Annotated in this window: 25 protein-coding genes; 14 read left to right on the top strand and 11 right to left on the bottom strand. The window is 70.3% G+C overall.

Going from position 1 to position 21,674, the window contains the following annotated elements:
• Positions 1–22 precede the first annotated feature (22 nt).
• Genes YWW_RS0100240 through YWW_RS35590 form a run of 3 tightly spaced genes read left to right on the top strand, consistent with a single transcriptional unit; the run spans position 23 to position 2,831 of the window.
• Complete coding sequence (locus YWW_RS0100240) at positions 23–382, top strand: hypothetical protein (RefSeq protein ID WP_026928509.1); 360 nt, start codon at positions 23–25, stop codon at positions 380–382.
• Between the two features lie 20 nt (positions 383–402).
• Entirely contained in the window at positions 403–1,146 is a 744-nt protein-coding gene (locus tag YWW_RS0100235) for a hypothetical protein (RefSeq protein WP_026928508.1), read from the top strand.
• Between the two features lie 2 nt (positions 1,147–1,148).
• Entirely contained in the window at positions 1,149–2,831 is a 1,683-nt protein-coding gene (locus YWW_RS35590; protein WP_155829746.1) for a hypothetical protein, read from the top strand.
• 98 nt (positions 2,832–2,929) lie between these two features.
• Here YWW_RS35590 and YWW_RS0100220 read toward each other — a convergent pair whose 3' ends face one another.
• Together YWW_RS0100220 and YWW_RS0100215 are read right to left on the bottom strand one after the other, a co-directional pair.
• Positions 2,930–4,216, bottom strand: a complete 1,287-nt coding sequence (locus YWW_RS0100220) for a hypothetical protein (RefSeq protein ID WP_026928507.1) — start codon at positions 4,214–4,216, stop codon at positions 2,930–2,932.
• Position 4,217: 1 nt separating this feature from the next.
• The gene (locus YWW_RS0100215) at positions 4,218–5,471 is read right to left on the bottom strand and encodes a hypothetical protein (protein ID WP_155829744.1); all 1,254 of its coding nucleotides are present in this window, start codon (positions 5,469–5,471) and stop codon (positions 4,218–4,220) included.
• A 186-nt stretch (positions 5,472–5,657) separates the two neighbouring features.
• Between YWW_RS0100215 and YWW_RS0100210 the strand changes: the two genes are divergently transcribed.
• The 4 genes from YWW_RS0100210 to YWW_RS0100195 all read left to right on the top strand — a co-directional run bounded on the left by YWW_RS0100210 (position 5,658) and on the right by YWW_RS0100195 (position 7,943).
• Complete coding sequence (locus YWW_RS0100210) at positions 5,658–5,933, top strand: YbaB/EbfC family nucleoid-associated protein (RefSeq protein ID WP_026928505.1); 276 nt, start codon at positions 5,658–5,660, stop codon at positions 5,931–5,933.
• The gene (locus YWW_RS0100205; protein WP_026928504.1) at positions 5,933–6,340 is read left to right on the top strand and encodes a YbaB/EbfC family nucleoid-associated protein; all 408 of its coding nucleotides are present in this window, start codon (positions 5,933–5,935) and stop codon (positions 6,338–6,340) included. The genes YWW_RS0100210 and YWW_RS0100205 overlap by 1 nt, the downstream gene beginning before the upstream one ends.
• A 37-nt stretch (positions 6,341–6,377) precedes the next feature.
• Entirely contained in the window at positions 6,378–7,226 is an 849-nt protein-coding gene (locus YWW_RS0100200) for a hypothetical protein (RefSeq protein ID WP_155829742.1), read from the top strand.
• A 66-nt stretch (positions 7,227–7,292) separates the two neighbouring features.
• Positions 7,293–7,943: a hypothetical protein gene (locus YWW_RS0100195; protein WP_026928502.1), complete on the top strand. Its 651-nt coding sequence runs from the start codon at positions 7,293–7,295 to the stop codon at positions 7,941–7,943.
• 27 nt (positions 7,944–7,970) lie between these two features.
• Here the strand turns inward: YWW_RS0100195 and YWW_RS0100190 are convergent, their stop codons facing one another.
• The gene (locus YWW_RS0100190) at positions 7,971–8,963 is read right to left on the bottom strand and encodes a Gfo/Idh/MocA family protein (RefSeq protein ID WP_026928501.1); all 993 of its coding nucleotides are present in this window, start codon (positions 8,961–8,963) and stop codon (positions 7,971–7,973) included.
• 180 nt (positions 8,964–9,143) lie between these two features.
• Between YWW_RS0100190 and YWW_RS27440 the strand changes: the two genes are divergently transcribed.
• The gene (locus tag YWW_RS27440) at positions 9,144–9,794 is read left to right on the top strand and encodes a copper resistance CopC family protein (protein ID WP_051325198.1); all 651 of its coding nucleotides are present in this window, start codon (positions 9,144–9,146) and stop codon (positions 9,792–9,794) included.
• Here YWW_RS27440 and YWW_RS0100180 read toward each other — a convergent pair.
• The 5 genes from YWW_RS0100180 to moaC are packed head-to-tail and all read right to left on the bottom strand — an operon-like array spanning position 9,791 to position 13,379.
• Positions 9,791–10,732, bottom strand: coding sequence for an NAD(P)-dependent alcohol dehydrogenase (locus YWW_RS0100180; RefSeq protein WP_211228380.1), 942 nt, complete (start codon positions 10,730–10,732; stop codon positions 9,791–9,793). The two genes, YWW_RS27440 and YWW_RS0100180, sit on opposite strands and share 4 nt — an antisense overlap.
• 28 nt (positions 10,733–10,760) lie before the next feature.
• The gene (locus YWW_RS0100175) at positions 10,761–11,174 is read right to left on the bottom strand and encodes a molybdenum cofactor biosynthesis protein MoaE (protein ID WP_026928499.1); all 414 of its coding nucleotides are present in this window, start codon (positions 11,172–11,174) and stop codon (positions 10,761–10,763) included.
• Positions 11,171–12,334 carry a molybdopterin molybdotransferase MoeA gene (locus tag YWW_RS27435; protein ID WP_035703850.1) on the bottom strand — a complete coding sequence of 388 codons (1,164 nt, stop codon included), beginning with the start codon at positions 12,332–12,334 and terminating at the stop codon, positions 11,171–11,173. The genes YWW_RS0100175 and YWW_RS27435 overlap by 4 nt, the downstream gene beginning before the upstream one ends.
• Positions 12,334–12,825 carry a MogA/MoaB family molybdenum cofactor biosynthesis protein gene (locus tag YWW_RS0100165; protein WP_035698206.1) on the bottom strand — a complete coding sequence of 164 codons (492 nt, stop codon included), beginning with the start codon at positions 12,823–12,825 and terminating at the stop codon, positions 12,334–12,336. Before YWW_RS0100165 ends, YWW_RS27435 begins: the two co-directional genes overlap by 1 nt.
• Complete coding sequence (moaC, locus tag YWW_RS27430; RefSeq protein WP_081687077.1) at positions 12,813–13,379, bottom strand: cyclic pyranopterin monophosphate synthase MoaC; 567 nt, start codon at positions 13,377–13,379, stop codon at positions 12,813–12,815. The genes YWW_RS0100165 and moaC overlap by 13 nt, the downstream gene beginning before the upstream one ends.
• Before the next feature lie 117 nt (positions 13,380–13,496).
• On the opposite strand from moaC, the gene YWW_RS0100155 reads away from it, so the two are divergent.
• Entirely contained in the window at positions 13,497–13,868 is a 372-nt protein-coding gene (locus YWW_RS0100155; protein WP_026928497.1) for a hypothetical protein, read from the top strand.
• 476 nt (positions 13,869–14,344) lie between these two features.
• Here the strand turns inward: YWW_RS0100155 and YWW_RS35585 are convergent, their stop codons facing one another.
• Positions 14,345–14,599, bottom strand: a complete 255-nt coding sequence (locus YWW_RS35585) for a hypothetical protein (RefSeq protein ID WP_035698207.1) — start codon at positions 14,597–14,599, stop codon at positions 14,345–14,347.
• A gap of 199 nt (positions 14,600–14,798) precedes the next feature.
• Here YWW_RS35585 and YWW_RS27420 point away from each other — a divergent pair, with 199 nt between their 5' ends.
• Complete coding sequence (locus tag YWW_RS27420; RefSeq protein ID WP_211228379.1) at positions 14,799–16,001, top strand: RNA-guided endonuclease InsQ/TnpB family protein; 1,203 nt, start codon at positions 14,799–14,801, stop codon at positions 15,999–16,001.
• Between the two features lie 676 nt (positions 16,002–16,677).
• On the opposite strand, the gene YWW_RS0100135 is transcribed toward YWW_RS27420, so the two are convergent.
• Both YWW_RS0100135 and YWW_RS27415 read right to left on the bottom strand, forming a co-directional pair.
• Positions 16,678–17,304 (bottom strand): hypothetical protein, encoded by a 627-nt coding sequence (locus YWW_RS0100135; RefSeq protein ID WP_026928496.1) that lies wholly within the window; start codon positions 17,302–17,304, stop codon positions 16,678–16,680.
• Positions 17,301–19,703 carry an FtsK/SpoIIIE domain-containing protein gene (locus YWW_RS27415; RefSeq protein WP_051325197.1) on the bottom strand — a complete coding sequence of 801 codons (2,403 nt, stop codon included), beginning with the start codon at positions 19,701–19,703 and terminating at the stop codon, positions 17,301–17,303. The genes YWW_RS0100135 and YWW_RS27415 overlap by 4 nt, the downstream gene beginning before the upstream one ends.
• Before the next feature lie 205 nt (positions 19,704–19,908).
• Here YWW_RS27415 and YWW_RS0100125 point away from each other — a divergent pair, with 205 nt between their 5' ends.
• The 4 genes from YWW_RS0100125 to YWW_RS0100110 all read left to right on the top strand — a co-directional run bounded on the left by YWW_RS0100125 (position 19,909) and on the right by YWW_RS0100110 (position 21,658).
• Positions 19,909–20,574, top strand: coding sequence for a hypothetical protein (locus tag YWW_RS0100125; protein ID WP_026928495.1), 666 nt, complete (start codon positions 19,909–19,911; stop codon positions 20,572–20,574).
• A gap of 142 nt (positions 20,575–20,716) precedes the next feature.
• Positions 20,717–20,971 carry a YbaB/EbfC family nucleoid-associated protein gene (locus YWW_RS0100120; RefSeq protein WP_026928494.1) on the top strand — a complete coding sequence of 85 codons (255 nt, stop codon included), beginning with the start codon at positions 20,717–20,719 and terminating at the stop codon, positions 20,969–20,971.
• On the top strand, positions 20,955–21,104 hold the full coding sequence (locus tag YWW_RS35580) for a hypothetical protein (RefSeq protein WP_155829738.1): 150 nt from the start codon (positions 20,955–20,957) through the stop codon (positions 21,102–21,104). Before YWW_RS0100120 ends, YWW_RS35580 begins: the two co-directional genes overlap by 17 nt.
• Positions 21,104–21,658, top strand: a complete 555-nt coding sequence (locus YWW_RS0100110) for a hypothetical protein (RefSeq protein ID WP_026928493.1) — start codon at positions 21,104–21,106, stop codon at positions 21,656–21,658. Before YWW_RS35580 ends, YWW_RS0100110 begins: the two co-directional genes overlap by 1 nt.
• Positions 21,659–21,674 lie beyond the last annotated feature (16 nt).

The following is a 21,674-nucleotide window of genomic DNA, read 5'->3' as shown; positions in this document are numbered from 1 at the left end:
AGGCTCACAGATAGGGAACTCCATGGGAACAGAGCTTGATCCAGAAGCACTTGAGGAATACCGGACCGTCATCAGGGGCCAGTTGGACCACCTGGAGGCCATCATCCCCGTGCTCTCCAACGGGGAGCCGCTGGGACGGATGCCCGCCTTCGGGCAGATGGACGGATCGAACACGGCCAGGGAGAACTACACGGCGTTCCATGAGACGACTTGGAACAACTTGCAGGATCTTCGTGAAGCCATGTACGGCATGATCAAGACGCTCAACGAGACGGCAGACCTCGCCGAGGAGTCCGACCAGGCCGCCGCCACCGACATGCAGGCGAACTATGACGACCTGCTCGGTGACGCCAGTACACAGCCCGATTCGGATGCCGTCTAGGCGGAATGAGGAACAGACACATGAAGCGAAAGACCATGCTCCTCAAAGCCGTTTCGGCGATCGGGGTCGCGGCTCTTCTGCTGACCGGTTGCAGCGACGACGGCCCCGGCTCGGACCTGCCGCCCGACGGTGCCACCGGTGACGGCGACGGCAGTGGCAACGGCGAGGTGGACATGTCCTACACCGCGATGCGCGACTGGAAGGGCTGTGACGCGCTCGACGACCTCAACCCCGTCCAGGAGTACATGGGCGTTGTCGAGCTCCGCAGCGAACTCGTCAACGCCGCCATCGGCGAGGGAATCGACGCCGAGGGCGCGACCTGCTCGGGACTGTTCACCCTGGAGTCCTATCAGGGCGAGGTGAGCGGGACTGTCGGTGACGCCTCCATTCTCGCGGGTGTGGTGCCATGGACCACCGAGGAAGAGGCCTCCCAGAACTTCCAGGACCGCCTGGCCACCTGGGAGGAGAACCCCTCGGGTATCGGCTTCTCCGATGAGCAGGAGGGCGAGCTCGGCGGCGAATGGGACGAAAGCTACTACTTCGGCGCGAACGGCGGCTCCAACCGCTACTACATCAACGCGTACGGCAGGTACGGGAAATGGATCGTCTACATCTCTCTGGACTTCCTGCACGACCCCGGCCTCAGGAACGACGCGGAGCCGGTCTACCCATTCACCCAGGAGGAGATTCTCGACTGGATCGCCAACGAGTACATGCCCCAGACCCAGGCTGACATCCTCGAACAGATCGAGAGCGAGCAGTAATCATGAGCGAAGAAGAATTCGAGCGCCCCGACTACGAAGAGGTCGAAGAAGGGCAGTCAGGTTCGGAGTTCCAAGGCGCTGAGAACGACCTGAGGGTCAACCCCTACTGCGGCACCGGCGACTGCACCAACGACGAGGAGGATCCGGCCGAGACGGCCTGGATCAAGCTCATGTCGGCAGTGCCGCAGGCGACTCAGATCAACAGCATGACCGCTGCCCGCGAGGGAACCATGCTGCTTCCTCCCGGCCAGACGATCCAGAGCATGGTCGCCTCGCTCCGGCCGCAGCCTGAGGCCGATTACGCTCTGGACACGATCCGGGACAAGTGGTCGGAGTTCCATGAACTCTTCGGCACCATCTGGGAGGATCTCGAGAATGGGCTGGCAGATCTCGCCAACTCATGGAAGGGCGACGACTACGACGGGTTCGAGGAGCAGACCCAGACCGTCATCAGGAACTGCAAGACCATCATGAAGGACATCGCCGGTGAAGATGGCGCCGGCGGCATCATCAAGGTCCTCAACGACAAGCAGCAGGAGATCTTCAACCAGCAGGGCGGCACGGCCATCGTCTACCCCGCGCCGAAGTTCTTCCTGGAGAACACCGGCTGCGGTTCGCAGGCGATCCACATCCGCCCCCCGTTCTTCCAGACCTGCGAGATCAAGGCGAACGACGAGACGAAGGAAGCCGTCGAGCTCGCGGGCTTCGACCCGGGCATCGTGGACGAGGTCCACGACGCGCGCGAAGAGGAGTACAACCGCTGGGCGGAGTACGTGGCGGAGAACCCGGACTACGAGGAGGACGGGCGCAAGGGCGAGGAGCTCGCTCAGTACAAGGCCGACCAGCTGGCCGACGACATGCTCGAGGACATGGGCAACGACGGCCAGGAGATCCTCCAGGCCCAGGCCGCCGAGGTCAACGAAGAGGTCACCGACCGGCACAGCACCACCGACATGGCGGTCACCGAGATCGAGCCCGACCACGAGCAGGGTGAGCAGACCACCTTCAACGACGGGCAGACCGACAAGCCCGGCAGCGGAGGGCTCGACTCCGGCGGTGGCGGCGGCATGCCCGACATGGGCGGCGGCGGTCTCGACGGCATGGAACCGCCCGCGCCCGGGAGCGTGCCGACGCCGGACCTTGGGGGAGGCCCCAACTCTCCGCGTCCCGATCTCCCCGGTCCCGGCGGGCCGCCCGACACCAATCTCCCCGACGACGGCCTCGACCCCAACCCGTGGGACCCGTCGACTCCCGACCCCGACGACGTCGGCGGCGGTCTCGCCAGCGGTGGCGGCGGTGGCGGTGGCCTCGGCGGTCTTCCCGGTGGTGGAGGTGCCGGCGGCGGTCTTCCCGGCGGCGGTGCGGGCGGCGGTCTCGGCGCCGGAGCCGGTGGCATCGGCGGCGGCATGATGGGCGGCGCGGGCGCCGGTCGCGGCGCCGGTGCCGGAGCCGGCGGTAGAGGCGCGGGTGCGGGCGCCGGAGCCGGTCGCGGCGCGGGCGCCGGTGCCGGCGGTAGAGGTGCGGGCGCCGGAGCCGGCCGCGGCATGGCCGGCGGCATGATGGGCGGCGCCGGTGGCCGCGGCATGGGCGGACCCGGTGAGGACCAGGACGGCAAGGACACCTGGCTCACTGAAGAAGACGACGTCTGGGGCATCGGCAACGAGGACGAAGACCCTTACGCGTAGGCAGTACGGCAAGGGCCGGGCGAACCATCACAGGTTCGTCCGGCCCTTGTCCGTTCCCAGGATGTTCGAGCCGAGACAGGCCGAGACCGGTTCGGGGTCTACTCCGCGGCGCCGTGCCCGTTGCGCGGCCAGATCCGCGGGGGCACCCAGTCCGACTTCGGGACCGAGTCGCCCTGCGAGCGCGCGACCAGCGAGCGCGCCTCCTTGGTGACCCGACTCGCGATCTGCGGCCGGAAGGCGGTCAGGCGCCGCCCGCTCTCGTCCCAGACCCGGAACACGCGGAACGGCAGGTGCACGACCGCGACGTCGCCGACGTCCTCGACCTCGAACGAGAACTCGTGCCGGGCCGTGAACCCGTCGACCGGGTCGGGGCCGTACTCGGCGACGAAGTGGTGCTCGCCAACCGGAAGCCGGTAGAACCACGTCGACCAGTCGCACGGCACCTCGGCGTCGTCGATCCGCAGCCGCGGCCGGGAGGCGTGGGACAGCGCCAGGGCCTCGTTCGCCCCCGAATAGCTCGCCGGGCCGCCCGGCCGCCGCGTCACCCGGTACAGGAACAGGTCGAACGCGATCGCGACGCCGTGCGAGCCGTCGTTCCGCCTCCAGTCGCGCACGTCGATGGGCGAAGGGAAGGCGATCGCGCGGCCGTCCCCGGCGACCCGGTGGACCGGCCCGACGCGGGCCGACGCGGCGCGCCGGTGCAGGCGGCGGGTCGCGGTGATCCCCACGGCCACGCCGGTGACCAGCGCGGCCGTGCTCGCCAGCACGAACGCGGTGGCGACGCCCTGCGCGAGCCCTTCCGGGGCGAGCATCACCGCCACGACCGATACGACCAGGGCGACCACGCCGGCGACGGCCGTCAGGCAGCCGATGTTGGAGGCCTTGGCGCCCTGCCCCTCCAGGAGGGGCATGATCTCGGCGCCGTCCTCGACCCGGTACAGCTGGGTGCGGTATTCGACCTGGTTGCGGATCGCCACGCCCTGACCGGTCGTGAAGCAGACGCGCTCGCCCTCGGCCAAGGTGAACGCCGAGCTCGCGGCGTCCGCTCCCTGCACTTCGACGGTATGCTCGCCCGGCGGCAGCTCGACCTGGTAGCGGCCGTCTCCGGCCGCGACGGCCTTCCCGTCGAGCAGGAGCACGCCGGTCGCGTCCGCGGTCTCGGCGGTGCACACGAAGACGTCCAGCACCCCCCGGCCCTCGCGCGGCTGGAGCCGCACCGAGCGGCCCGCCTTGCAGTCGTCGAGGGAGTCGAAGTCGATCATCGGCTCCGGATCGGCCTGGTGGCGCCTGCCCATGTCGTCCTTGTAGGCGAACGCGGGCGCGTCGTCGATGTCGTCGACGGTCGCGAAACCGTGCTGGGAGACGGGGGGTTCGGGGCGTGCCACGCTAGCCGTTGAACCCGTCGGCGATCGAGTCGCTGGTCGGGGGGCCGCCGGCGCCCGCGAGCGTGCCGACCGTGCCGACGAACTTCATGCCGGCCTCCGTCAGCGGGTGCGCGGCCACCTCGACGACCTGCTGGACGCGGCTGAGGATCTTGCTCCCGTCGATGAACGCCTGAGCGGCCTTGTTGTACCTGTCGAGCGCCTTGATGACGGTCTGGATCGCCGAGCGGATGGAGTTCGCCAGCTGCGCGGCGGCGGCTCCACCGAAGGTGAACGCGGAGGCCGCTCCGGCGATGGCCCAGGCGATGATCTGGTTGGTGATCCAGTCGGCCAGGATGCCGAGCAGCGTCTTGCGGATGAGCGTGGCGATCAGCTCGCACAGCTGCATCAGGCCTTCGAGCACCTGGATCTTGTCGCCGAGGTCGAGCACCGCCTCGGCGAACTCCTTGATCTTCGTCCGCGCGGCGTTGCCGTCCTGGCCGGACCACTGGCTGAGCCCGCCTTCGGGGATCGTGGCGACCGCCTCGCCGATCGGCGGCAGGCCGCCTTTGATCCCGTTCCAGCGTTTGATCTCCTCGCCCATGCGCTCGGCGTTGCCGATGACCATGCCGAGGAGGTCGTCGACCGGCTGGATGAGCGAGATCAGGAAGTCCAGGCCCGCTGAGATCAGGAACGACAGCGGGTTGGTGGCGATCTCCATGGCGTCGCCGGCCCAGCCCATGGTGGCCGCGCTGATGTCCATGACGGCGTAGAGCATCTCGCCGCCGTCGTCGGCGCGCTTGACCGCTTCGATCTTGTCGCCGTATTCCGCGTAGTTCGTGATCGCCTTGGTGGGGGACGCCTTCATCCACGACCCGCCGTCGATGACCGCGACCGGGCCCGCCGTGGTGTAGTTCCCGCCGCTGCCGGTGAACGTCGCGCCACCCCAGTCGATGCTGCTGCCCAGGCCCTCGGGGGCGAACTGGGAGAACTCGGTGGCGGTGTCCATGTCCGCCGTGTCCCAGGCCTCGCGGCAGTCCTTGAGGCGGGTGGCGTGGCCCTCCAGCCCTTCGACCATCATGCGGAAGAGCTCTTTGATGTCGGCGGTCATCTGGTAGTAGCCGGGGGAGAAGAACAGGCCGGGGACGCCCCAGGCCATCATGTCGAGTCCTTCGGCGTTGGCCTTGGTCTCGAGTTCGGCCGCTGGGTCGATCTGGCTCCGAAGCTGCTGTTCGGCATCGGAGAGTTGCTGCGGCGTGACGCCGACGGGCTCGGACATGTGCATTCACCTCAGGTAATGGGCATTCCGGGGTGGTGATCTCGAATATAACCCCCGGCCGCAATACCCCCTGAGGTGGCAGCGGCCGAGGTGGCCGGGTGAGCATCGCGCTTATACGATCACAGGCAGGCGGCACCGGCCGCAGGTGGAGACCGGAAGGGGAATGCCTTGCCCGACGATGAGGACATGCAGAGCAAGATCGCTCGCGTACAGCGCCTGGCGCTCGAGGCGGAGGCCGAGGTGGTCTCCGAGGACGGCTCCGTGCGAGTGGTCGCGGGCCCCGGCGGCCAGATCAAGGAGCTGGATCTGCGGCTCAAGGCGTTCGACCTGAGCGGCGTCGAGCTCGGCGCGCTGATCGTCGCGACGATGAAGGCCGCGATGCAGCAGGTGGAGCGGGAACTGTCCGCCGAGGTCAACCAGGTCATGGCGTCCATGACCACGAACGACGAGGAGGCGCGCTGATGAGCGATCGCAGCAGTCGGCCCGACCCGCATGAGATGATGGCGCGCCTCGAGCGGATGCAGGCCGAGGCCGAGGAGACGATCCGCCGCTTCGACGAGATGAGCGCCCAGCTGGGCGCCGACGCGGTCGAGGTGTACTCCGAGGACGGGCTCGTCCGCGTCAAGCTCGACTCCGACGGCAAGGTCGACGAGATCGGCATCGACGAGCACGCCATGCGCCAGCGCCAGACGCTCGCCCCGACGATCATCGCCCTCATCCGGGAGGCCACGGCCGCCTACGGGCTGAAGATGGCCGAGCTGGCGCAGGCGGTCGCGGGGGACAAGATCGACGTCGACGGGCTGATGCGGCGCTACATGCCCGACGACGTGCGCGAGCGCGCCCGGGACAATCTGGGCCGCAACGACTGACGCGCGGCCCGTTGCCCGTGACTTGTAAATTGCTCACATGGGAATGAAAGACCGCCTGGACCAGATCAAGCAGCGCGCTCAGGACGCCGGCAAGATGGTCGTCGACGTCGGCGTCGACGCCGCCCGCGAGAAGCGCGACGCCGCCACCGGCTATGCCCGGGACAGGCGCGACGCCGCCGTGAACTTCGCCGACAACACCAAGAACGCCCTCCGCGAGGGCGACGTCGAGGAGCTGCTGCGGCGCCTGCCGCTGCCCAGCGCGCCGGTGGCCGAGCCGTGGCAGTGGAGCCTGTCCAAGCTGATCACCGCCGGGGCCAAGCCGCCCACCGGCACCGGCCTGCTGCTGCGCCAGCTCGACCGGTTCGGCACCATCGACATCGGCCCCGAGGAGGTCGGCTTCGACGGCGACACCGCCAAGTGGGGCAAGGTCCGGGCCTTCCGCACCCGCACCATCGACGGCATCATCGAGAAGCTCAGCACCGACGGCTTCGTCGAGGGCATCGAGACGGTCCTGCCGCCGGTGCCCGGCCGCGGCTGGGTCTCCGAGAAGGCCACGTCCGCCGTCTTCACGCTGTGGGCTCTGGTCTCCGAACTGGCGATCAAGGACCCCGAGGCGGGCCGCCGCCAGGTCGTCTGCGAGATCGAGTACAAGGGCTGGATCCGCACCAAGGAGGCCGCGACCGGCTTCTTCACCGGCCCGGTCATGGCGCTGCTGCCCGGCCTCGACGAGATCTTCCGCGGGGAGGCCCAGCGGCACGGCGTGCCGGTGGAGGCCGCGCCGTCGACCTCGATCGAGAACGCCGAACAGCGGGCCGCCTGGCTCCGAGAGAAGCACGCGGCCATTCTCGCGAAGCGCGAACAGGCCGCCAAGGAGATCGAGTACTAGATACGCGATATCGCGTATCACCGACGCCGGCTTCGACCGGCTCGAAGGACGGAGTCTCCAGTCGAGATGGAATTCGCGACGAGACGGAAATACCGCATGGTGGACGCCGGGCGCGACGGCGCCGCGCTGCTCGGCGAGCAGGTCCTCCGGTCGGGCGAAGCCGTGAAGTGGATGTCCGCCGAAGGCGTCGACGGCTACCTGGTGGCGGGCCGGAAGCAGGACGGGACCGTCCTGGATCAGCGGGTCGAGTCGAAGCAGACCGTGTGGAAGCGGATCTTCCGACCCGTGATCACCGTCGTCGGGTTGGCCGAAGGGCACAGTCCGGTGTTCGACGACGGCCACCGCATGCCCGTGCCGCCGCGGGCGGTCGTGTTCGGCTCGGACCCGCAGTGCATGGCGATGTACGACCCTTCCACGCCGATGCCGAAGGCCGGCGAGGGGGTCTGGGTCCTCACCGATCGCAGGTTCGCCAGGGTCCGCCTGCGGCCGACCCTCGAATGGGAGGAGCGGCTGCCGCTGGTCGCCAAGGGCGACCATCCGCTCCCGCTGGAACCGGTCGAGTGCGCGCTCGAATACGAGGTCTCCGCGGACTCGGTCCGGCTCCACCGGGGCGTCGAACGAGCGTTCAAGGGCCGCTTCGGAACCAAGCGGGCACTGTACGACAACATCACGCTTCCCGACGGCTCCGGATTCGACTTCCTCAGCGAGCGGCGGTAGGGCCGAAGCCCGAAGAGCCCGGACGCCCTAGAGCGGACGGGTCTCGCCGGGGTAGTGCAGGCCGATCTGCTTGCGGGCCTCGTCCATGATCTCCATCACCTCGATGGTGCTGGACGGGGGGACGAGCGTGGACTCGAGGCGGCCCTGCCGCAGTGCTCTGTGGACTTCGAGCGCCTCGTGGACGTAGCCGTGGCCGACGTAGGGCGCCTCGAACTCGCGGGGCGCCTCGCCGTGGCGGATCACGGTGTACGCGCTGGGCCGGTAGGCGAGGTCGCTCAGCTCGATACGGCCCTCGGTGCCGGAGATCGTGGCGGCGTTCGCCGCCCCGCCCACGAACGAGCACGTCAACTGGGCGATCCCGTTGGGGTAGCGCAAGGTCAGCGCCGTGTGCGCGTCGACGCCCTCGGGGGTCATCACCGCTTCGGCGTGGACCGTGTCGGGAACGCCGAGAGCCAAGTGCGCCAAGGTGATCGGGTAGATGCCGAGGTCGAGCAGGGCGCCGCCGGCGAGGTCGGGGTTGCGCAGCCGGTGCTCGGGTCCGAAGTCGCCGTGGATCGCGAAGTTCGCGTGCACGCCGATGACCTCGCCGATCATCCCCTCCTTGATGGCGCGGCGCATCTCGCGGATCGCGGGGTTGCAGCGGGTCCACATGGCCTCCATGAGGAACCGCTGATGTTCGCGGGCGACGTTGAACATCGTCTTGGCCTGGCCGGCGTTGTAGGCGAACGCCTTCTCGCACAGGACGTGCTTGCCGGCCTCGAGGAGCTGGATGGTCGGGATGTAGTGGTGGGAGTGGGGCGTGGCGACGTAGACGATGTCGACGTCGTCGTCTTGGGCAAGCGCCTGGACGGAGTCCCAGGCATGGGGAATGTCGTACTTCTCGGCGAAGGCGGCAGCACGTTCGGACGACCTTGAGGCCACAGCGGTGACCCGGCAGTCGTCGAGCAGGGCAAGATCTTCTACATAGGTCGATGCAATGTTGCCGGTCGCCAGGATTCCCCATCGGATCGGTTCAACCATGGACGTAAGCACATCACAACTTCTGGCGATCGTCAACACGAGGGTCCGGTGGAGGATCGGCATCAACTGCGCAATTCCATGAGATTGGGCGCACGCACGGTGACCGAATGCCTGTGAGCTGCGACGGCATGTGACTCGCCACGCATTCGGGAACCGGCCGGCCTGTGGCACCATGGCGCCATGCTGCAAGGTTCCCGCGCACACGCGCTCCGACTCCTCCTCGCCGCCGGATGCGGCGCCGTCCTCGCCGCCGCGACCGCCACGGCCGCCTCAGCGCACGCCGCCCTCCTCGGCACCGACCCCGAGGACGGAGCCACGCTGGACACCGCCCCGGCATCGGTCTCGGCCACGTTCTCCGAGGTCCTCGACGGCCCCTCCACCACGATCGCCGTCACCGACCCGGCCGGCGAGACGCTCGAACTCGACGAGGCCGCCTTCGAAGGCGACACCTTCACCCAGCCGATGCTGTACACCACCCCCGGCGAGTACACCGTCGCCTTCCGCGTGGTCTCCGAGGACGGCCACCGCGTCGACGACGCGTGGACCTTCACCGTCGAGGCCATCCCCGACGAGCTGCTCGCCGAAGGCGCCGAGTCGACGGACTCGGCCGCGCCGACCGAGACCGAGACCGAGGCCGAGGCCGAGACGAGCGAGGCCGCCGAGCCGGACACGTCCGACGCGGCCGACAGCCCCGAGGAGGACACGAACACCGGCACCACCCTCGCCCTGATCCTCCTGGCGGCGCTGGTCGTCGTGGTCGGCGGCGTGCTGCTGGTGAAGCTCCTGGGCCGCGGGTCCAAGGACGACGGGTCCGCCGACCGGTCGGCCTAGGAGTCGGCGTCCCCCACGGTGATGACGACGTTGCCCTTCTTGCGCCCGGTGTCGACGTAGCGGTGCGCTTCGACGACGTCGCTCATGGCGTAGGCCCGGTCGATGACCGGGCGCAGCGCTCCGCCTTCGATGAGGTCGGCGAGCTCGAGCAGGTCCGAGCGTTCGAGCTTCGGCAGGCGGTTGTTGTTCACGAACCGTCCTCCCGGTCTCAGGATGCGTCGGCATTTCGCCGCGCTCGAGGTCATCACCGCGTCGTAGACGACGTCGTGGGCACCGGCCCGAGTGAAGTCCTCCGCGGCGTAGTCGACGACGCGGTCGGCTCCCAGCGAGAGGACGAGCTCGCGGTTCGCCGCGCTGCACACCGCCGTCACCTCCGCTCCGAGGTGTTCGGCCAGCTGCACGGCGTACGTCCCCAGGCTGCCGGACGCGCCGTTGACCAGGAGGCGCTCGCCGCCGCGCAGGCCCGCTTTGCGCAGGTTCTGCAGCGCGGTGAGGCCCCCGGCCGGAACGGCGGCCGCTTCCGCGTGTGAGAGGGCGGGAGGTTTGCGGACGACGAGGCCGTGCCGTCCGGCGTTGCGGCTCAAGGCGGGAAGCGCCCGGAACTCGGCGTTGCCGCCCAATCCGAAGCCGGTGAACGCCATGACCTCGTCGCCCTCGGCGAAGTCGGTGACGGCGTCTCCGGCGGTCTCGACGACGCCGGACAGCTCCATGCCGAGCACCAGGTTCCGCTTCGGCCGGAACAGGCCGAACACGAACCGCGCCGGGAAGGGGTCGGCTCGCCGGATCCGCGTGTCGCCGACATGCGCGGTGGCGGCCACGACCCGGATCAGGATCTCGTCGGGACGCGGGCGGGGTTTCGCGACCTCGCGGACCTGCAACACCTCCGGTGACCCGTACCCGGTGCAGACGACCGCCCGCATCGTCGCGTGCGGTTCCATCCGCGTCTCCTTCGCATCGGGTGCTGGATCAGGGGCAGTTGACCCACTCGTCGCCGCCGTCGGCGAAGAACTGGTGCTTCCAGATCGGCAGCCGCGCCTTCACCTCGTCGACGAGGTCCGCGCAGGCCTCGAACGCCTCCTTGCGGTGCTCGGCCGAGACGGCGGCGACCAGCGCCGCGTCGCCGATCGCGAGGTCGCCGACCCGGTGCGAGACGGCGACGCCGTGGACGCCGGGCCGCGCGGCGATCTCCTCGGCGATCTCGCGCAGGATCGCCTCGGCCGACGGGTGGCCCTCGTAACCGAGCGCCGTGACCCCCCTGCCGTGGTCGTGGTCGCGCACGTTCCCCGAGAACGTGACCACGGCACCGGTGACGTCGAGCGAGACGGCCCGCTCGTGCTCCGCCGCATCGATCGCCGTGTCGGCGATTCGCACGCGGATCATGACCGCACCCCCGGGACCGTCGCGAGCGGGACGCGCTGCCCGGCGCGCGCCTCGCTCTCGGGTTCGACGACGGCGAAGCCGGCCGCGTTCGCCAGGCCGCGGAGCATCGCCGAGCCGTGATGCGGGAGCCGGTTCCCCGCCGCGTCGACCAGCGCCAGGTGCGTCGCCGGACCGCGCCCGGGCACGCGCTCGGCGAGCTCGATCGAGCCCAGCGGCGGCAGCGGCAGACCCCGCAGCCCCGCCAGCAGCGGGACGACGAGTGTCACCACGGCGATGACCGCCGACTGCGGGTTGCCGGGCAGCCCGGCGATGAACCGGCCGTCCTTCGTGCGCGCCAGCAGCATGGGGAAGCCGGGCCGGACTGAGACGGTGTTGACCAGGTAGTCCGCGCCGATCTCCTCGAGGGCCGCGTGGAGGTGGTCGACCGGGCCGACCATCGTCCCGCCGGTGGTGCAGGTGAGGTCGGCCTCGGCGGTGGCGGCGCGCAGCGCCGCGACGTGCTCGGCGAGCGTGTCGGCCACCGGCCCGAGCGTCTCGGCGGCGACGTCGGCGCCCGCCGCGTCGAGCATGTGGGGGATCATCGGCCCCAGCGAGTCGCGCACGCGCCCGTCGCGGGACGCTCCGCTGGTCAGCAGCTCGTCGCCGAAGACGACCACGCGCGCGGGCGGCCTGGGGTGGGCGGGCAGCGCCGAGTGCCCCGCGGCGGCGGCGAGCCCGATGACCGGCGGCGAGATCGGCGTCCCGACCGGCAGCATCACCTCGCCGCCCTTCGCCTCCTCGCCGGTCTCGCGCCATTCGCGCGCGGCCGGGCCGGTGACGGTCTCGCCGCTGAGCTCGGCGTGCTCCAGGCGGATGAGCCCCTCGCAGCCCGCGGGCACTTGAGCGCCGGTGGCGATCTTGACGGCCTCGCCGGGCCCGATGGGCGCCGGGACCGATCCGGCCAGCACTTCGGCGCCGGTGACGCGCCAGGGGCCCTCGCCCGCGACCGCCCACGCGTCCACGGCCGAGGTCGGGAACGCGGGCAGGTCGGAGGCGGCGGTGAGCGGCGCGGCCAGCGCCGAGCCGACGGACTCGCCGAACGGCAGCACGGCGGCGGGCCTGCGGCCGTCGTATCCGGCCCGCCATGCGGTCTCGCGGGCCTCGGCCCAGCCGATGGGCATCAGTCGTTCCTCTCGTGGTCGCCGTCGTGCAGCTGCGACACGGCGTGCTCGAGCAGTTCGACGGTGAGGACGGTGAGCGCGTCCTTGGCGGCGCCGGTGGATCCGGCGACGTTGACGATGAGGGTGCGGCGGGCGACGCCGCAGATGCCGCGCGAGAGCGCCGCGTGCGGGGTCTTGGCGAGCCCGGCGGCGCGGACGGCCTCGGCGATGCCGGGGACCTCGAAGTCGACGACGCGGCTGGTGGCCTCGGGGGTCAGGTCGGTGGAGGTCAGGCCGGTGCCGCCGGAGGTGACGACGAGGTCGTAGCCGTCGTCCACCGCGTCGCGCAGCGCCTGCTCGACCTCGTCGCCGTCGTGGACCACGACCGGTCCGGCCACGTTGAAGCCGCGCTCGGCGAAGCCTTCGACCAGGATCGGCCCGGAGGTGTCCTCGTAGACGCCGTCGGCGGCCCGATTCGATGCCACCACGACGACGGCGCTTATCGCTGCCATGCGTCCCCGCCCGTCTCCCGAGGCGCTTCGCGCCGGCCCTCGCCCGTCGCCCCGCCCAACCGCTCGCTCCCCCGAACCTGAGGCGCTTCGCGCCGCCATTCGCCGGTCTTCCCGCCGAGCTTCTCCTCGACACGGACGTCGGTGATCTGCGCGGCCGGGTCCAGTGCCTTGACCATGTCCACCAAGGTAAGCCCGGCCACCGACACCGCCGTCAGGGCCTCCATCTCGACGCCGGTGCGGTCGGCGGTCTTGACGCGCGCGGCGATGTCGACGCCCTCGTCGGTCACGGTCAGGTCGACCTTCACGCCGCTGATCGCGATCGGGTGGCACAGCGGCACCAGGTCCGGCGTCCGCTTGGCCGCCATGATCCCCGCGATGCGCGCCGTCGCGAGCGCGTCGCCTTTCGCGAGGGAGTTCTCGCGCAGCGCCGACACCACCTCCGGGGTGGTGAGCAGCCGCCCGCTCGCCCGCGCCAGGCGCGCCGAGACGTCCTTCTCCGAGACGTCGACCATGCGGGCCGCGCCCGAGGGGTCGACGTGCGTGAGATCAGCCATGCCGCGAAGTCTAGTCGCGGGGGGCGTCCGCGCCGAACGTCTCGCCGCCCGGCGGCCACCTCACGCGGACGAGGACGTCCTGCCGCCCGCTTCCGTCCCTGGGCTAGCGTCGGTGGCGTGATCGAATGGCTCTACCTCGCGGCGCAGGCCGCCGCGCTGGCGTTGGCCGCGTGGTTCTTCGTCGACACCGCCCGGTCCAAGGAGGTCGGCCGCGCGAACGTCGTGGGCGTCGGCGTCCTGGAGGTGCTGCTGCTCGCCCAGCTGGTCACCGCGATCATCGTGGTGCCGGGCGCCGAGGGCGGCGGCAAGGCCCTGTTCTTCTCCTACCTCGTCACCACGCTGCTGGTCCCGGTCGCCGCCCTCTTCTGGGGCTCGATCGACCGCAGCCGCTGGGGCATCGGCACCGTCGCCGCGTCCTGCCTGATCGTGGCCGCGCTGATGCTGCGCGTCCACCAGATCTGGGAGCACCAGATCGATGTCGTCGCCTGAGACCGCGCCCGCGAGGCGCTCCCTGTCGGCCGGTTTCGGCAGGCTCGTCGTCCTGGTCTACGTCGTCTTCGCGGTCTCGGCGGGGGTGCGGGCCGGGTATCAGATCGCGACGAAGTTCGACCATGCCCCGATCAGCTACTCCCTCAGCGCGGTCGCCGCGTTCATCTACCTCGTCGCGGCGATCGCGATCGTGCGCGGCGCGGCAGGTCTCGCGCTGGCGGCGGTGAGCGTCGAGCTGGCCGGAGTGGTGGGCGTCGGGGCGCTGAGCTACGCGGTGGAGGACTGGTTCCCCGAGGCGTCGGTGTGGTCGCACTTCGGCTCGGGCTACGGCTTCGTCCCGCTGGTCCTGCCCGTGATCGGCCTGGCCTACCTCGTCAGGCGCCGCAGAGCGGACGGCGCGGCTCCCCGCCGGGAGACCGCGCCGTTACATGCCGTCTGCGATGAAGCGGAACTCGCAGCGATCGTCGAGCCGCGGCTCAGTCCCGGATGTGGTCCACGCTGTCGGTCCGGATCAGCTCGGCGAGCCACGCTTTCAGCCGCTCGGCGTCGTCGCAGGAGTCGATTCGCGTCTGTACGGCCGCGGAGACGGGGATCTCGCGGAGTTCGAGATACAGGTTCAGCGCGGTGCGCTCGCCCTCGGCCTTCCCTTCGCGGTACTTCTCACCGAAGAGTCCCAGCCGGTAGGTGTTGGGGAGCGCGGTGTCGCTCATGATGATCTCCTGCAGAAGCATGAACTGATCTCCTTGAAGCGCGTATTCAGTTTGGTTCGTAAAGGGTCCCATGGGGTTCCACTCCGTGGAGGAATTTGTGGTGATCGCCTGCTCACGATCCCACGGGGTGGGTCTGTGAGCAATGAGCGGCCTGGATGGCACTGAGTGATCGGAGCCGGGATCGGTGTTCTTGTCGGACCTGGTAGCTACCGTTGCATGTGTGGGCAAGCAGGTCGTGCAGGTGAAGCTGGTGCCGACGCCGGAACAGGCGCGGGCGCTGGAGCAGACCCTGCGCGCGGTGAACGAGGCCGCGAACTGGGCTTCGGGCGTGGCCTACCGGCATGGGGTGCCGCGGGAGTACGCGCTGCGCCAGCACACCTACACCCATCTCAAGGACCGCGGGCTCGGCTCACAGATCGCGCAACTGGTCATCAAGAAAACCTGCCACGCCTACACCACCATCGCCGGGCTCATCGCAGCTGGGCGGCTGCAGGGCAGACGCGCGGCGAAGGCGAGGGCGAAGCCGATCGCCTTCCGCCCCGATGCGGCCCAAGCATTCGATGACCGGTGCCTATCGTGGCAGCACGACACACGCACCATCTCCATCTGGACCATCAGGGGCCGGATGCGCGGCATCGCCTTCACCGGCCATGTCGACCACCTCAAAACCTTGGAGCGCCACCGCCAGGGCGAATCCGACCTGATGTTCCGCGACGGGCACTGGTACCTGCTGGCCACGGTCGACATCCCTGATGGCGAACCGAACACCGCCCCGGCCGATTTCCTCGGCGTGGATATGGGGATCGTCAACATCGCCACCACCTCTGACGGCGACAATCACTGCGGCACCGGGCTCCGACGCTACCGCAAACGGATGGCGAAAGTCCGCGCCGAACTCCAAGCCAAGGCCACCAAATCGGCGAAGAAGAAACTCAAGGCCCGCGCTCGCCGGGAGGCACGGGCGGTCAAAGACGTCAATCACCGGATCGCGAAACAGCTCGTAGGCAAGGCTGAACGCACCGGTCGCGGCATCGCGCTTGAAGACCTCAAAGGCATCCGTGACCGGGTACGGCTCCCAGCCGCCCAGCGAGGCGAGCTGAACGCGTGGTCCTTCCATCAACTCCAGGCCTTCATCACCTACAAAGCACGCCGGGCCGGGGTGCCGGTGGTCGTGATCGACGCCCACAACACCTCACGGAGGTGCCCGCGGTGCGGGCACACCACCAAGGCCAACCGGCCCACCAGAGACTATTTCGCCTGTCGGGGGTGCGGACTCGCTGGACCCGCCGACCGGGTAGCCGCGGTCAACATCCGAGACCGCGCACGCATGACCTGGGCTGTCGTCAACCAGCCCATTGTCGCCGATACGCCGCAATCCAGCGGCGGACACGAGCGACAAGCCCTGGGCCTCAACCCGGGGTAGTTGACCGTATCGCGACCAGAGTGTCCGGTCGAATCCTCGGATGGTTTCGTAGTAGGCCCGTATGACGTCGCCGCCCCGATCGCCGCCGCCGTGGGCGACGAGCGAGAGCAGTGCCACTGAGACGTTCTCGCGTCCTTCATCGGGGTCGGTGATGACCGGGATCTGGTCCGGGCCGATGACCAGCGGGTGCAAGATGAGGCCCGGATGGCCCGTCTCGATGGGCGAGTTCGCCCACCTGGCCGTGGCCTCGTCGAAGGTGATCACGACCAGCGCCACCGGGCATTGGAGTCGGGTCCGCGCCGATGCGATGTAGTCGAGCCAGCTGTAGTGCTTGTCGTTGTCCTTACCGCGCTGCACCTCGAAGAGCAGCGCGAAGGCCGGCTTTTCACCGAAGTAGTAGACCGCGACGTTGTCGCAGTTGCGAATGACCGCGTCGTCGCCGCGGGTCATCGCCTCCGAACCGGATCTGACGTCGGTGTAGTCCGGGAGGCGTTGGCCGAGCAGCCCGCAGTACAGCTCTTCGGCGAGCTTCGGGTTGTCTTGAAGCAGCCGCAAAGGCGCTTCGTGCTCATAAGTGGTCACGGCCGGGACATTACGAGCGCTCGTTCGAACACCGGCCTAACGACACGGCGCGCCACCGACCGGCATCTGTCGGGTTCCCGACAACCCAAGGGGCTCAGCTGAAGAAGCCGAAGCAGGAGACGATCAGCGTGGAGCCGCACAGCACCAGGCCGAGGCGGAAGTTGCGTTCGAGCTTCTTCTCCTCGTCGGTGATGCGCGGGCGCGAGGTCACCCCGATGGTCAACCAGGCCAAGGCGAACGCCAGCAGCGGGCAGGCGACGACGACCGCGGCGAGCACGATCGCCCCCATCAGGTCGTCGGCCTTCACCAGCCGCAGCACCAGCAGTTGCACCAGCAGCGAGGCGAGCGCGAACAGGCCGTAGACGAGGCCGTTGCGCTCGTCGGTGCGCCAGCGCGGCAGCCACGGCGGCCGGTGCGCCAGGAAGCGGGCGTCTTCGAGTTCGGTCGCGGCCGTTTGCAGGTCGGCCTCGGCGGCGTCGATCTCGACGGCCGGGTCGCCGCCGAGCGGCGCCCCGGCGACGCGCGGGGGCGGCTCGGTGCGGGCGGCGCGGGCGAGTTCGTCGACGGCGGCGCGCTGCGAGGCGGCCTGTTCGGCGAGCCGCTCGGTCCGCTGCCCCAGCGACTCGGTCACCGAGGCGGAGCGCGCGGCGGCCTCGTCGGCGCCGCGCCGCGCCTCGTCGAGGCGCCTCAGCTGGGCGAGGTAGTCGTCGAAGGCGCTCACACGCGGTCCCTTTCCGTGGTCGCCCCGGCCGAGGGGCGGGTGAAGGGCACGATGAGGCGGCCCGAGCCGGTGTCGGCGTGGCGGTCGATCAGGAGCGCCCGCCCCGGGCGCGGGCTCCAGTGCTGGAACTGCTGCCCGAAGTGGCCGAAGAGCTCGGATCCGGGCAGGTTGAGCACGAGCGTGCAGGCGACGTCCTCGCGTCCGGCGGTGCCGCCGATGTCGTCGAGGAAGCGGCGGTAGATCCGCCACCAGGCCAGCAGGTGGACGCCGCGGGCGGGGCCGGTGCGCAGCAGCGCCCGAAGCGCCTGCTGCCCCTTCACGTCGAGCGAGGCCGCTTCGAGGCCCCACGCCAGGATCACGGTGTTGTCGGGGACTTCGGGAAGTTTGCTCGCGAAGTCCCCAGGGGGAAGGTTGTAGCCGATGTTCGGCAGGTTGTAGCCCTCGGTGAAGTCCACCGCCCACACCTCCCGCTCGGGCGGGGCGTGGTACGCCAGGCTCTGCGCCGCGGCCTCCAGCGCCTCGCCGCCGGCCGGGTCGGAGCCGAGGATCGCCAGGTGGCGGCCGGGCCGCGCGTCGAGGTCGACGCCCGCGGCCTCGAGCCGCAGCGACACCTCGCGGCCGAGCAGCACCCGGCCGGGCCGGCGCTCGCCTGGCAGCGTCTCGGCGAAGTGCACGGGACGGTAGCCGTAGAACACGCGCGGCGCCCCGAAGTCCGAGTGCGCGGCCCGCAGCTGCTCGCGCAGCCGCAGCATCACCTCGGCGTCGGTGTCGGGGAAGCGCGCCACCCGGTCGGCCCCGGCGGTGCCGCCCTCGGTGTTGACCACCACCTGCCCCAGCGAGATCCGCGTCGCCGCGTCGTTGTTCGGCTCCAGGATCGTCCGCGCCCCCGGCAGCGCCACGCGCATCGGGAACTGCCCGAAGATCGAGTCCTTCTTCGACCACAGCGCCTCGATCCCCGAGATCGTCTGCGAGGCCAGCACCAGGTGCACGCCGTACGAGCGGCCCTTGCGGGCGAGGTTCTCCAGCAGCGCGACGGCCTCGGAGGCGACCTTGTCGTTCCCGGCCAGCAGCACCTGGAACTCGTCGGCGACGCACACGATCCTCGGATACGACTCGTGGCGCCGCAGCCCCGCGAAACCGGCCACGCCGTAGCGCTTCATCACCGTCGACCGGGTCGTCATCTCCTCGTTCAGCGCCCGCAGCACCGCCAGCCCGTACTCCCGGTCGGACTCGACGCCGACGGCGCGGGCGTGCGGGATGTAGGTGTCGTCCCGCTCGGTGGGGATGAACTCGGTGAACGAGACGCCCTCCTTGAAGTCGAGCAGGAACAGCGCCAGGTCGGAGGGGGAGTAGCGCGAGGCCAGCCCGTAGAGCACGTCGAGCAGGAACACCGTCTTGCCGCCGCCGGTGCGCCCGCCGACGAGCCAGTGCGGCGTGGCGTCGTCGAAGCGCATCCGCACCTCCCCGGCCGCGTCGCGCCCGATCAGGACCTCCAGACCGCTCGACGGGTCCTCGCCGAGCGGGACGTCGGGGATGAGGTCGTCGAAGGTGAGCGTCGCCGCGGCCCTGGCGCGCTCGGCCAGGCGCGCGGCCTCGCCGGCCAGATAGGAGGGGGCGGCGCCCTCGGGCCAGGCGACCGGCGCGGCCAGCCGCTCGCCGCGCGAGATCGGCGCCGCGGGCGGGTTGGACACTTCGACGCGCTCGCCCGCCTGGTGCATCACCGTCGCCTGCGGCAGCTCGGGGAGCCCGCAGCCGAGGACGGTGACGCCGTGCGCGAGCCCCGAGCGCGCCAGCGCGTGGACGCGTTCGACGAGCGTCCTCGGCGCCTCCCCGAGGGAGGCGATCGCCAGCAGCAGCCGGTCGGTGCGGCGCCCCGCGATGCTCTCGGACACCTGGGTCTCGGCCGCCGCGACGACGTCGGCCGCCGAGCGCGCGTCGGTGGCGACGGCCTCGATGACGCCCGCGTCCGCGAGCGGCCGCAGCGGCGCGAACGTCGCCCCGAGCGTGGCGGTGTCGATGCCCGCCACGCGCACCTTCCCCGGCTCGTGGTGGGCCAGCGTGTGCAGGATCGCGGCCCTGACCAGCGCGGCGACGCCGTCGACGCGGGCGTCGACGCTCGTCGCCAGGTGGCCCCTCGCGCCGAACGGCACCAGGAGCGGGAAGCGTCGTCCTTCGTGGAGGAGCACCTGCCCGGCGGCCAGGAGCTCGGGGTCTTCGCGCAGATGCGCGGCGGAGGCGGCGGCCGCGTCGGATATCTGACGTTCGGCGTCCAAGAGCGCCGGGTCCACCGGCGTCCTGAAGGCGGCCTCGCCGAGCCACTGACGGGCCGAGGCGAGCCGGGCCGCGGCGATGTCGCAGCCCGCGGCCGCATTCGCCAGTGTGGAGCGGAAACCGGGCACCGGACCTCCTCTCGGGTCGCCCCCGGCCTGCGAGGGCTGTTCGACCGGTCACAGGATAGTCGGCTCGGAGCAACCTACCGCCGAGTGCCCGCGTGCATTAATCTGAATGCAGACCCGAATCTTGTTGACCGGACTGTGCCGCCCGCCCGCCGTACGCCGTTCGCACAAGCGCCCACGCGAGCGGAAGACAAGGACCCGAAGACCCATGACCGAGTTCCTGGAAGTAGCCCTGTCGTTTCCTGCGATCGTGTTCTCCTTCGGTCTCATCGCGGTCTTCCTGTACTGGATCGTCGTCATCCTGGGCGCATTGGACGTCGACGTCGTCCCCTTCGGGGCCGACGTCGACGCCGAAGTGGAGACGGGCGGCTCCTTCTGGTCGGCGTTCGGGTTCGGCGAAGTGCCGTTCACAGTGGTGCTCTCGCTGTGGATCACATTGGGCTGGATAGTGACCGTGCTCGGCACCACGTGGGTGCGCAGCGCCGACATGGTCGTCCCCGCGGCGGTCTCCGGCGTCGCCATGCTCGTGGCCGGGATCGGGGTCGGCATGCTGGGCGCGAAGCTGCTGTCCGGGCCGCTGTCCAAGATCTTCGCCGATGCGCCCGCCACGGCCCACCGCGACCTGATCGGCAAGGTCTGCGTCGTCAGGACCGGCACCGTCACCACCGACACCGGCCAGGCCGAACTGGCCGAAGAGGACGGCACGATCCACCTCATCAACGTGCGGCGCTCCGTCCACGAACCCGACGGCATCGACGACGAGCTGTTCTCGCGTCACTCGAAGCTCGTGATCTTCGACTACGACGAGAGCGCCAAGGTCTTCCTCGTCGTGCCGGTCGCGATGCCGCCCGAGGTCAGTCTCGACGTGCCGTGAACGGCCCCAGGCGTCTTGGCGTCTCGTCGATGCACTGGCTCGGCCCAACCATCCCACTCCCTCACAAGAAGCGCAAATGGTCCGTGAAGAACAGCGTCAGAGCGCCGGGAGACCCTCGATCTTGGCGGATCACGAAGGCCGCATGCGCGATTTCGAGCAGCGCATGGCCACCATGCGAAGCCGAGCGGACGACATGCAGGAGAAGATCGCGGAGGTCAGCGTCCGCGTCGAGTCCGAGGAGGGCGAGGTCGCCGTCACCGTGAGCGTCGGCGGCGCGCTCACCGGCACCGAGTTCGGGCCCGAGGCGCGCCGCGTCGGGCGTCAAGGAGTCGGACGGCTCGACCGAGCCGGAAGAACAGCGCGGTCGCGCGGAGGGCAGCGTGGGCGAGTGGTTTGAAATCCCGGGCTGGGGGCTCGTGTTCGCGGCGTGGGCGCTGACCGGCGCGGTCGGGGTGCTCATCGTCGCGGTCGCGGTGCTGCTGGGCTGGCGCGGCAGGTCGAGGCGGTCGGCTGACCGGGACCGCGACTGATGTCGGCGGGAATCGCGCTGCTGGCGGCGCTGGCCCTCCTCGGCGGGTGCGCGCTCATCCTCGCCGCCGCGCTGCTCCTCGCGGTGCTCGTCTGGGCCAAGATCGACCCCGGCCCCGAGCTGCCCGCCCACGCCGAGGTCGAGCGCGCCGAGCGATTCCAGCGCGACGTCGAGGAGCACGAGGCCGCGGTCGAGCGGCGTCTGGAACGGCGCGGCCGCGAGACGGTGGTGTGGTCCTCCGCCACCTTCCCGGCGTTCGTGATCGTGTTCGCCGTGTTCATGCTGATCGGGGCGTGGTCGGCGGTGGCCGACCACGCCGAGGCCGGTGGCGGACCCGTCTCGGCCTCGCTGCTGCTGCGCCCGCTGTGGCTTCCCTGGATCCCGGCGCTGCTGACCGCGCTCATCGGCATGGCCGAGCGCCGCCGCAACTGGGAGCGGTGGCCGCAGTGGAAAAGGGACTTGGAGGTCGAACGCCGTCGGAACAGGCGGCGCCGCGACGCTCGGTCCCGGCTCGAGGGCATCCGGCGTGCCGCTTCGCGGCGCCGCACGCTCTGACGCCCGCTCGCACGGC

Source organism: Glycomyces tenuis DSM 44171 (assembly GCF_000427885.1).
GTDB lineage: Bacteria > Actinomycetota > Actinomycetes > Mycobacteriales > Micromonosporaceae > Glycomyces > Glycomyces tenuis.
The sequence above is the reverse complement of the archived record's forward strand: the minus strand, read 5'-3'. Positions and strand labels throughout refer to the sequence as shown.

What these genes read in the sequence shown, in the direction of transcription:
- YWW_RS0100180 (WP_211228380.1), bottom strand. Translation starts at nt 10,732, where the DNA reads ATGGAACCGCACGCGACGATGCGGGCGGTCGTCTGCACCGGGTACGGG.
- YWW_RS0100110 (WP_026928493.1), top strand. Translation starts at nt 21,104, where the DNA reads ATGTCGGCGGGAATCGCGCTGCTGGCGGCGCTGGCCCTCCTCGGCGGG.
- YWW_RS0100235 (WP_026928508.1), top strand. Translation starts at nt 403, where the DNA reads ATGAAGCGAAAGACCATGCTCCTCAAAGCCGTTTCGGCGATCGGGGTC.
- YWW_RS0100240 (WP_026928509.1), top strand. Translation starts at nt 23, where the DNA reads ATGGGAACAGAGCTTGATCCAGAAGCACTTGAGGAATACCGGACCGTC.
- YWW_RS0100165 (WP_035698206.1), bottom strand. Translation starts at nt 12,825, where the DNA reads ATGGCAGCGATAAGCGCCGTCGTCGTGGTGGCATCGAATCGGGCCGCC.
- YWW_RS27435 (WP_035703850.1), bottom strand. Translation starts at nt 12,334, where the DNA reads ATGCCCATCGGCTGGGCCGAGGCCCGCGAGACCGCATGGCGGGCCGGA.
- YWW_RS0100195 (WP_026928502.1), top strand. Translation starts at nt 7,293, where the DNA reads ATGGAATTCGCGACGAGACGGAAATACCGCATGGTGGACGCCGGGCGC.
- YWW_RS0100190 (WP_026928501.1), bottom strand. Translation starts at nt 8,963, where the DNA reads ATGGTTGAACCGATCCGATGGGGAATCCTGGCGACCGGCAACATTGCA.
- moaC (WP_081687077.1), bottom strand. Translation starts at nt 13,379, where the DNA reads ATGGCTGATCTCACGCACGTCGACCCCTCGGGCGCGGCCCGCATGGTC.
- YWW_RS0100175 (WP_026928499.1), bottom strand. Translation starts at nt 11,174, where the DNA reads ATGATCCGCGTGCGAATCGCCGACACGGCGATCGATGCGGCGGAGCAC.
- YWW_RS35585 (WP_035698207.1), bottom strand. Translation starts at nt 14,599, where the DNA reads ATGCTTCTGCAGGAGATCATCATGAGCGACACCGCGCTCCCCAACACC.
- YWW_RS0100200 (WP_155829742.1), top strand. Translation starts at nt 6,378, where the DNA reads ATGGGAATGAAAGACCGCCTGGACCAGATCAAGCAGCGCGCTCAGGAC.
- YWW_RS35590 (WP_155829746.1), top strand. Translation starts at nt 1,149, where the DNA reads ATGAGCGAAGAAGAATTCGAGCGCCCCGACTACGAAGAGGTCGAAGAA.
- YWW_RS27440 (WP_051325198.1), top strand. Translation starts at nt 9,144, where the DNA reads ATGCTGCAAGGTTCCCGCGCACACGCGCTCCGACTCCTCCTCGCCGCC.
- YWW_RS0100210 (WP_026928505.1), top strand. Translation starts at nt 5,658, where the DNA reads ATGCAGAGCAAGATCGCTCGCGTACAGCGCCTGGCGCTCGAGGCGGAG.
- YWW_RS0100120 (WP_026928494.1), top strand. Translation starts at nt 20,717, where the DNA reads ATGCGCGATTTCGAGCAGCGCATGGCCACCATGCGAAGCCGAGCGGAC.
- YWW_RS0100215 (WP_155829744.1), bottom strand. Translation starts at nt 5,471, where the DNA reads ATGTCCGAGCCCGTCGGCGTCACGCCGCAGCAACTCTCCGATGCCGAA.
- YWW_RS0100125 (WP_026928495.1), top strand. Translation starts at nt 19,909, where the DNA reads ATGACCGAGTTCCTGGAAGTAGCCCTGTCGTTTCCTGCGATCGTGTTC.
- YWW_RS0100205 (WP_026928504.1), top strand. Translation starts at nt 5,933, where the DNA reads ATGAGCGATCGCAGCAGTCGGCCCGACCCGCATGAGATGATGGCGCGC.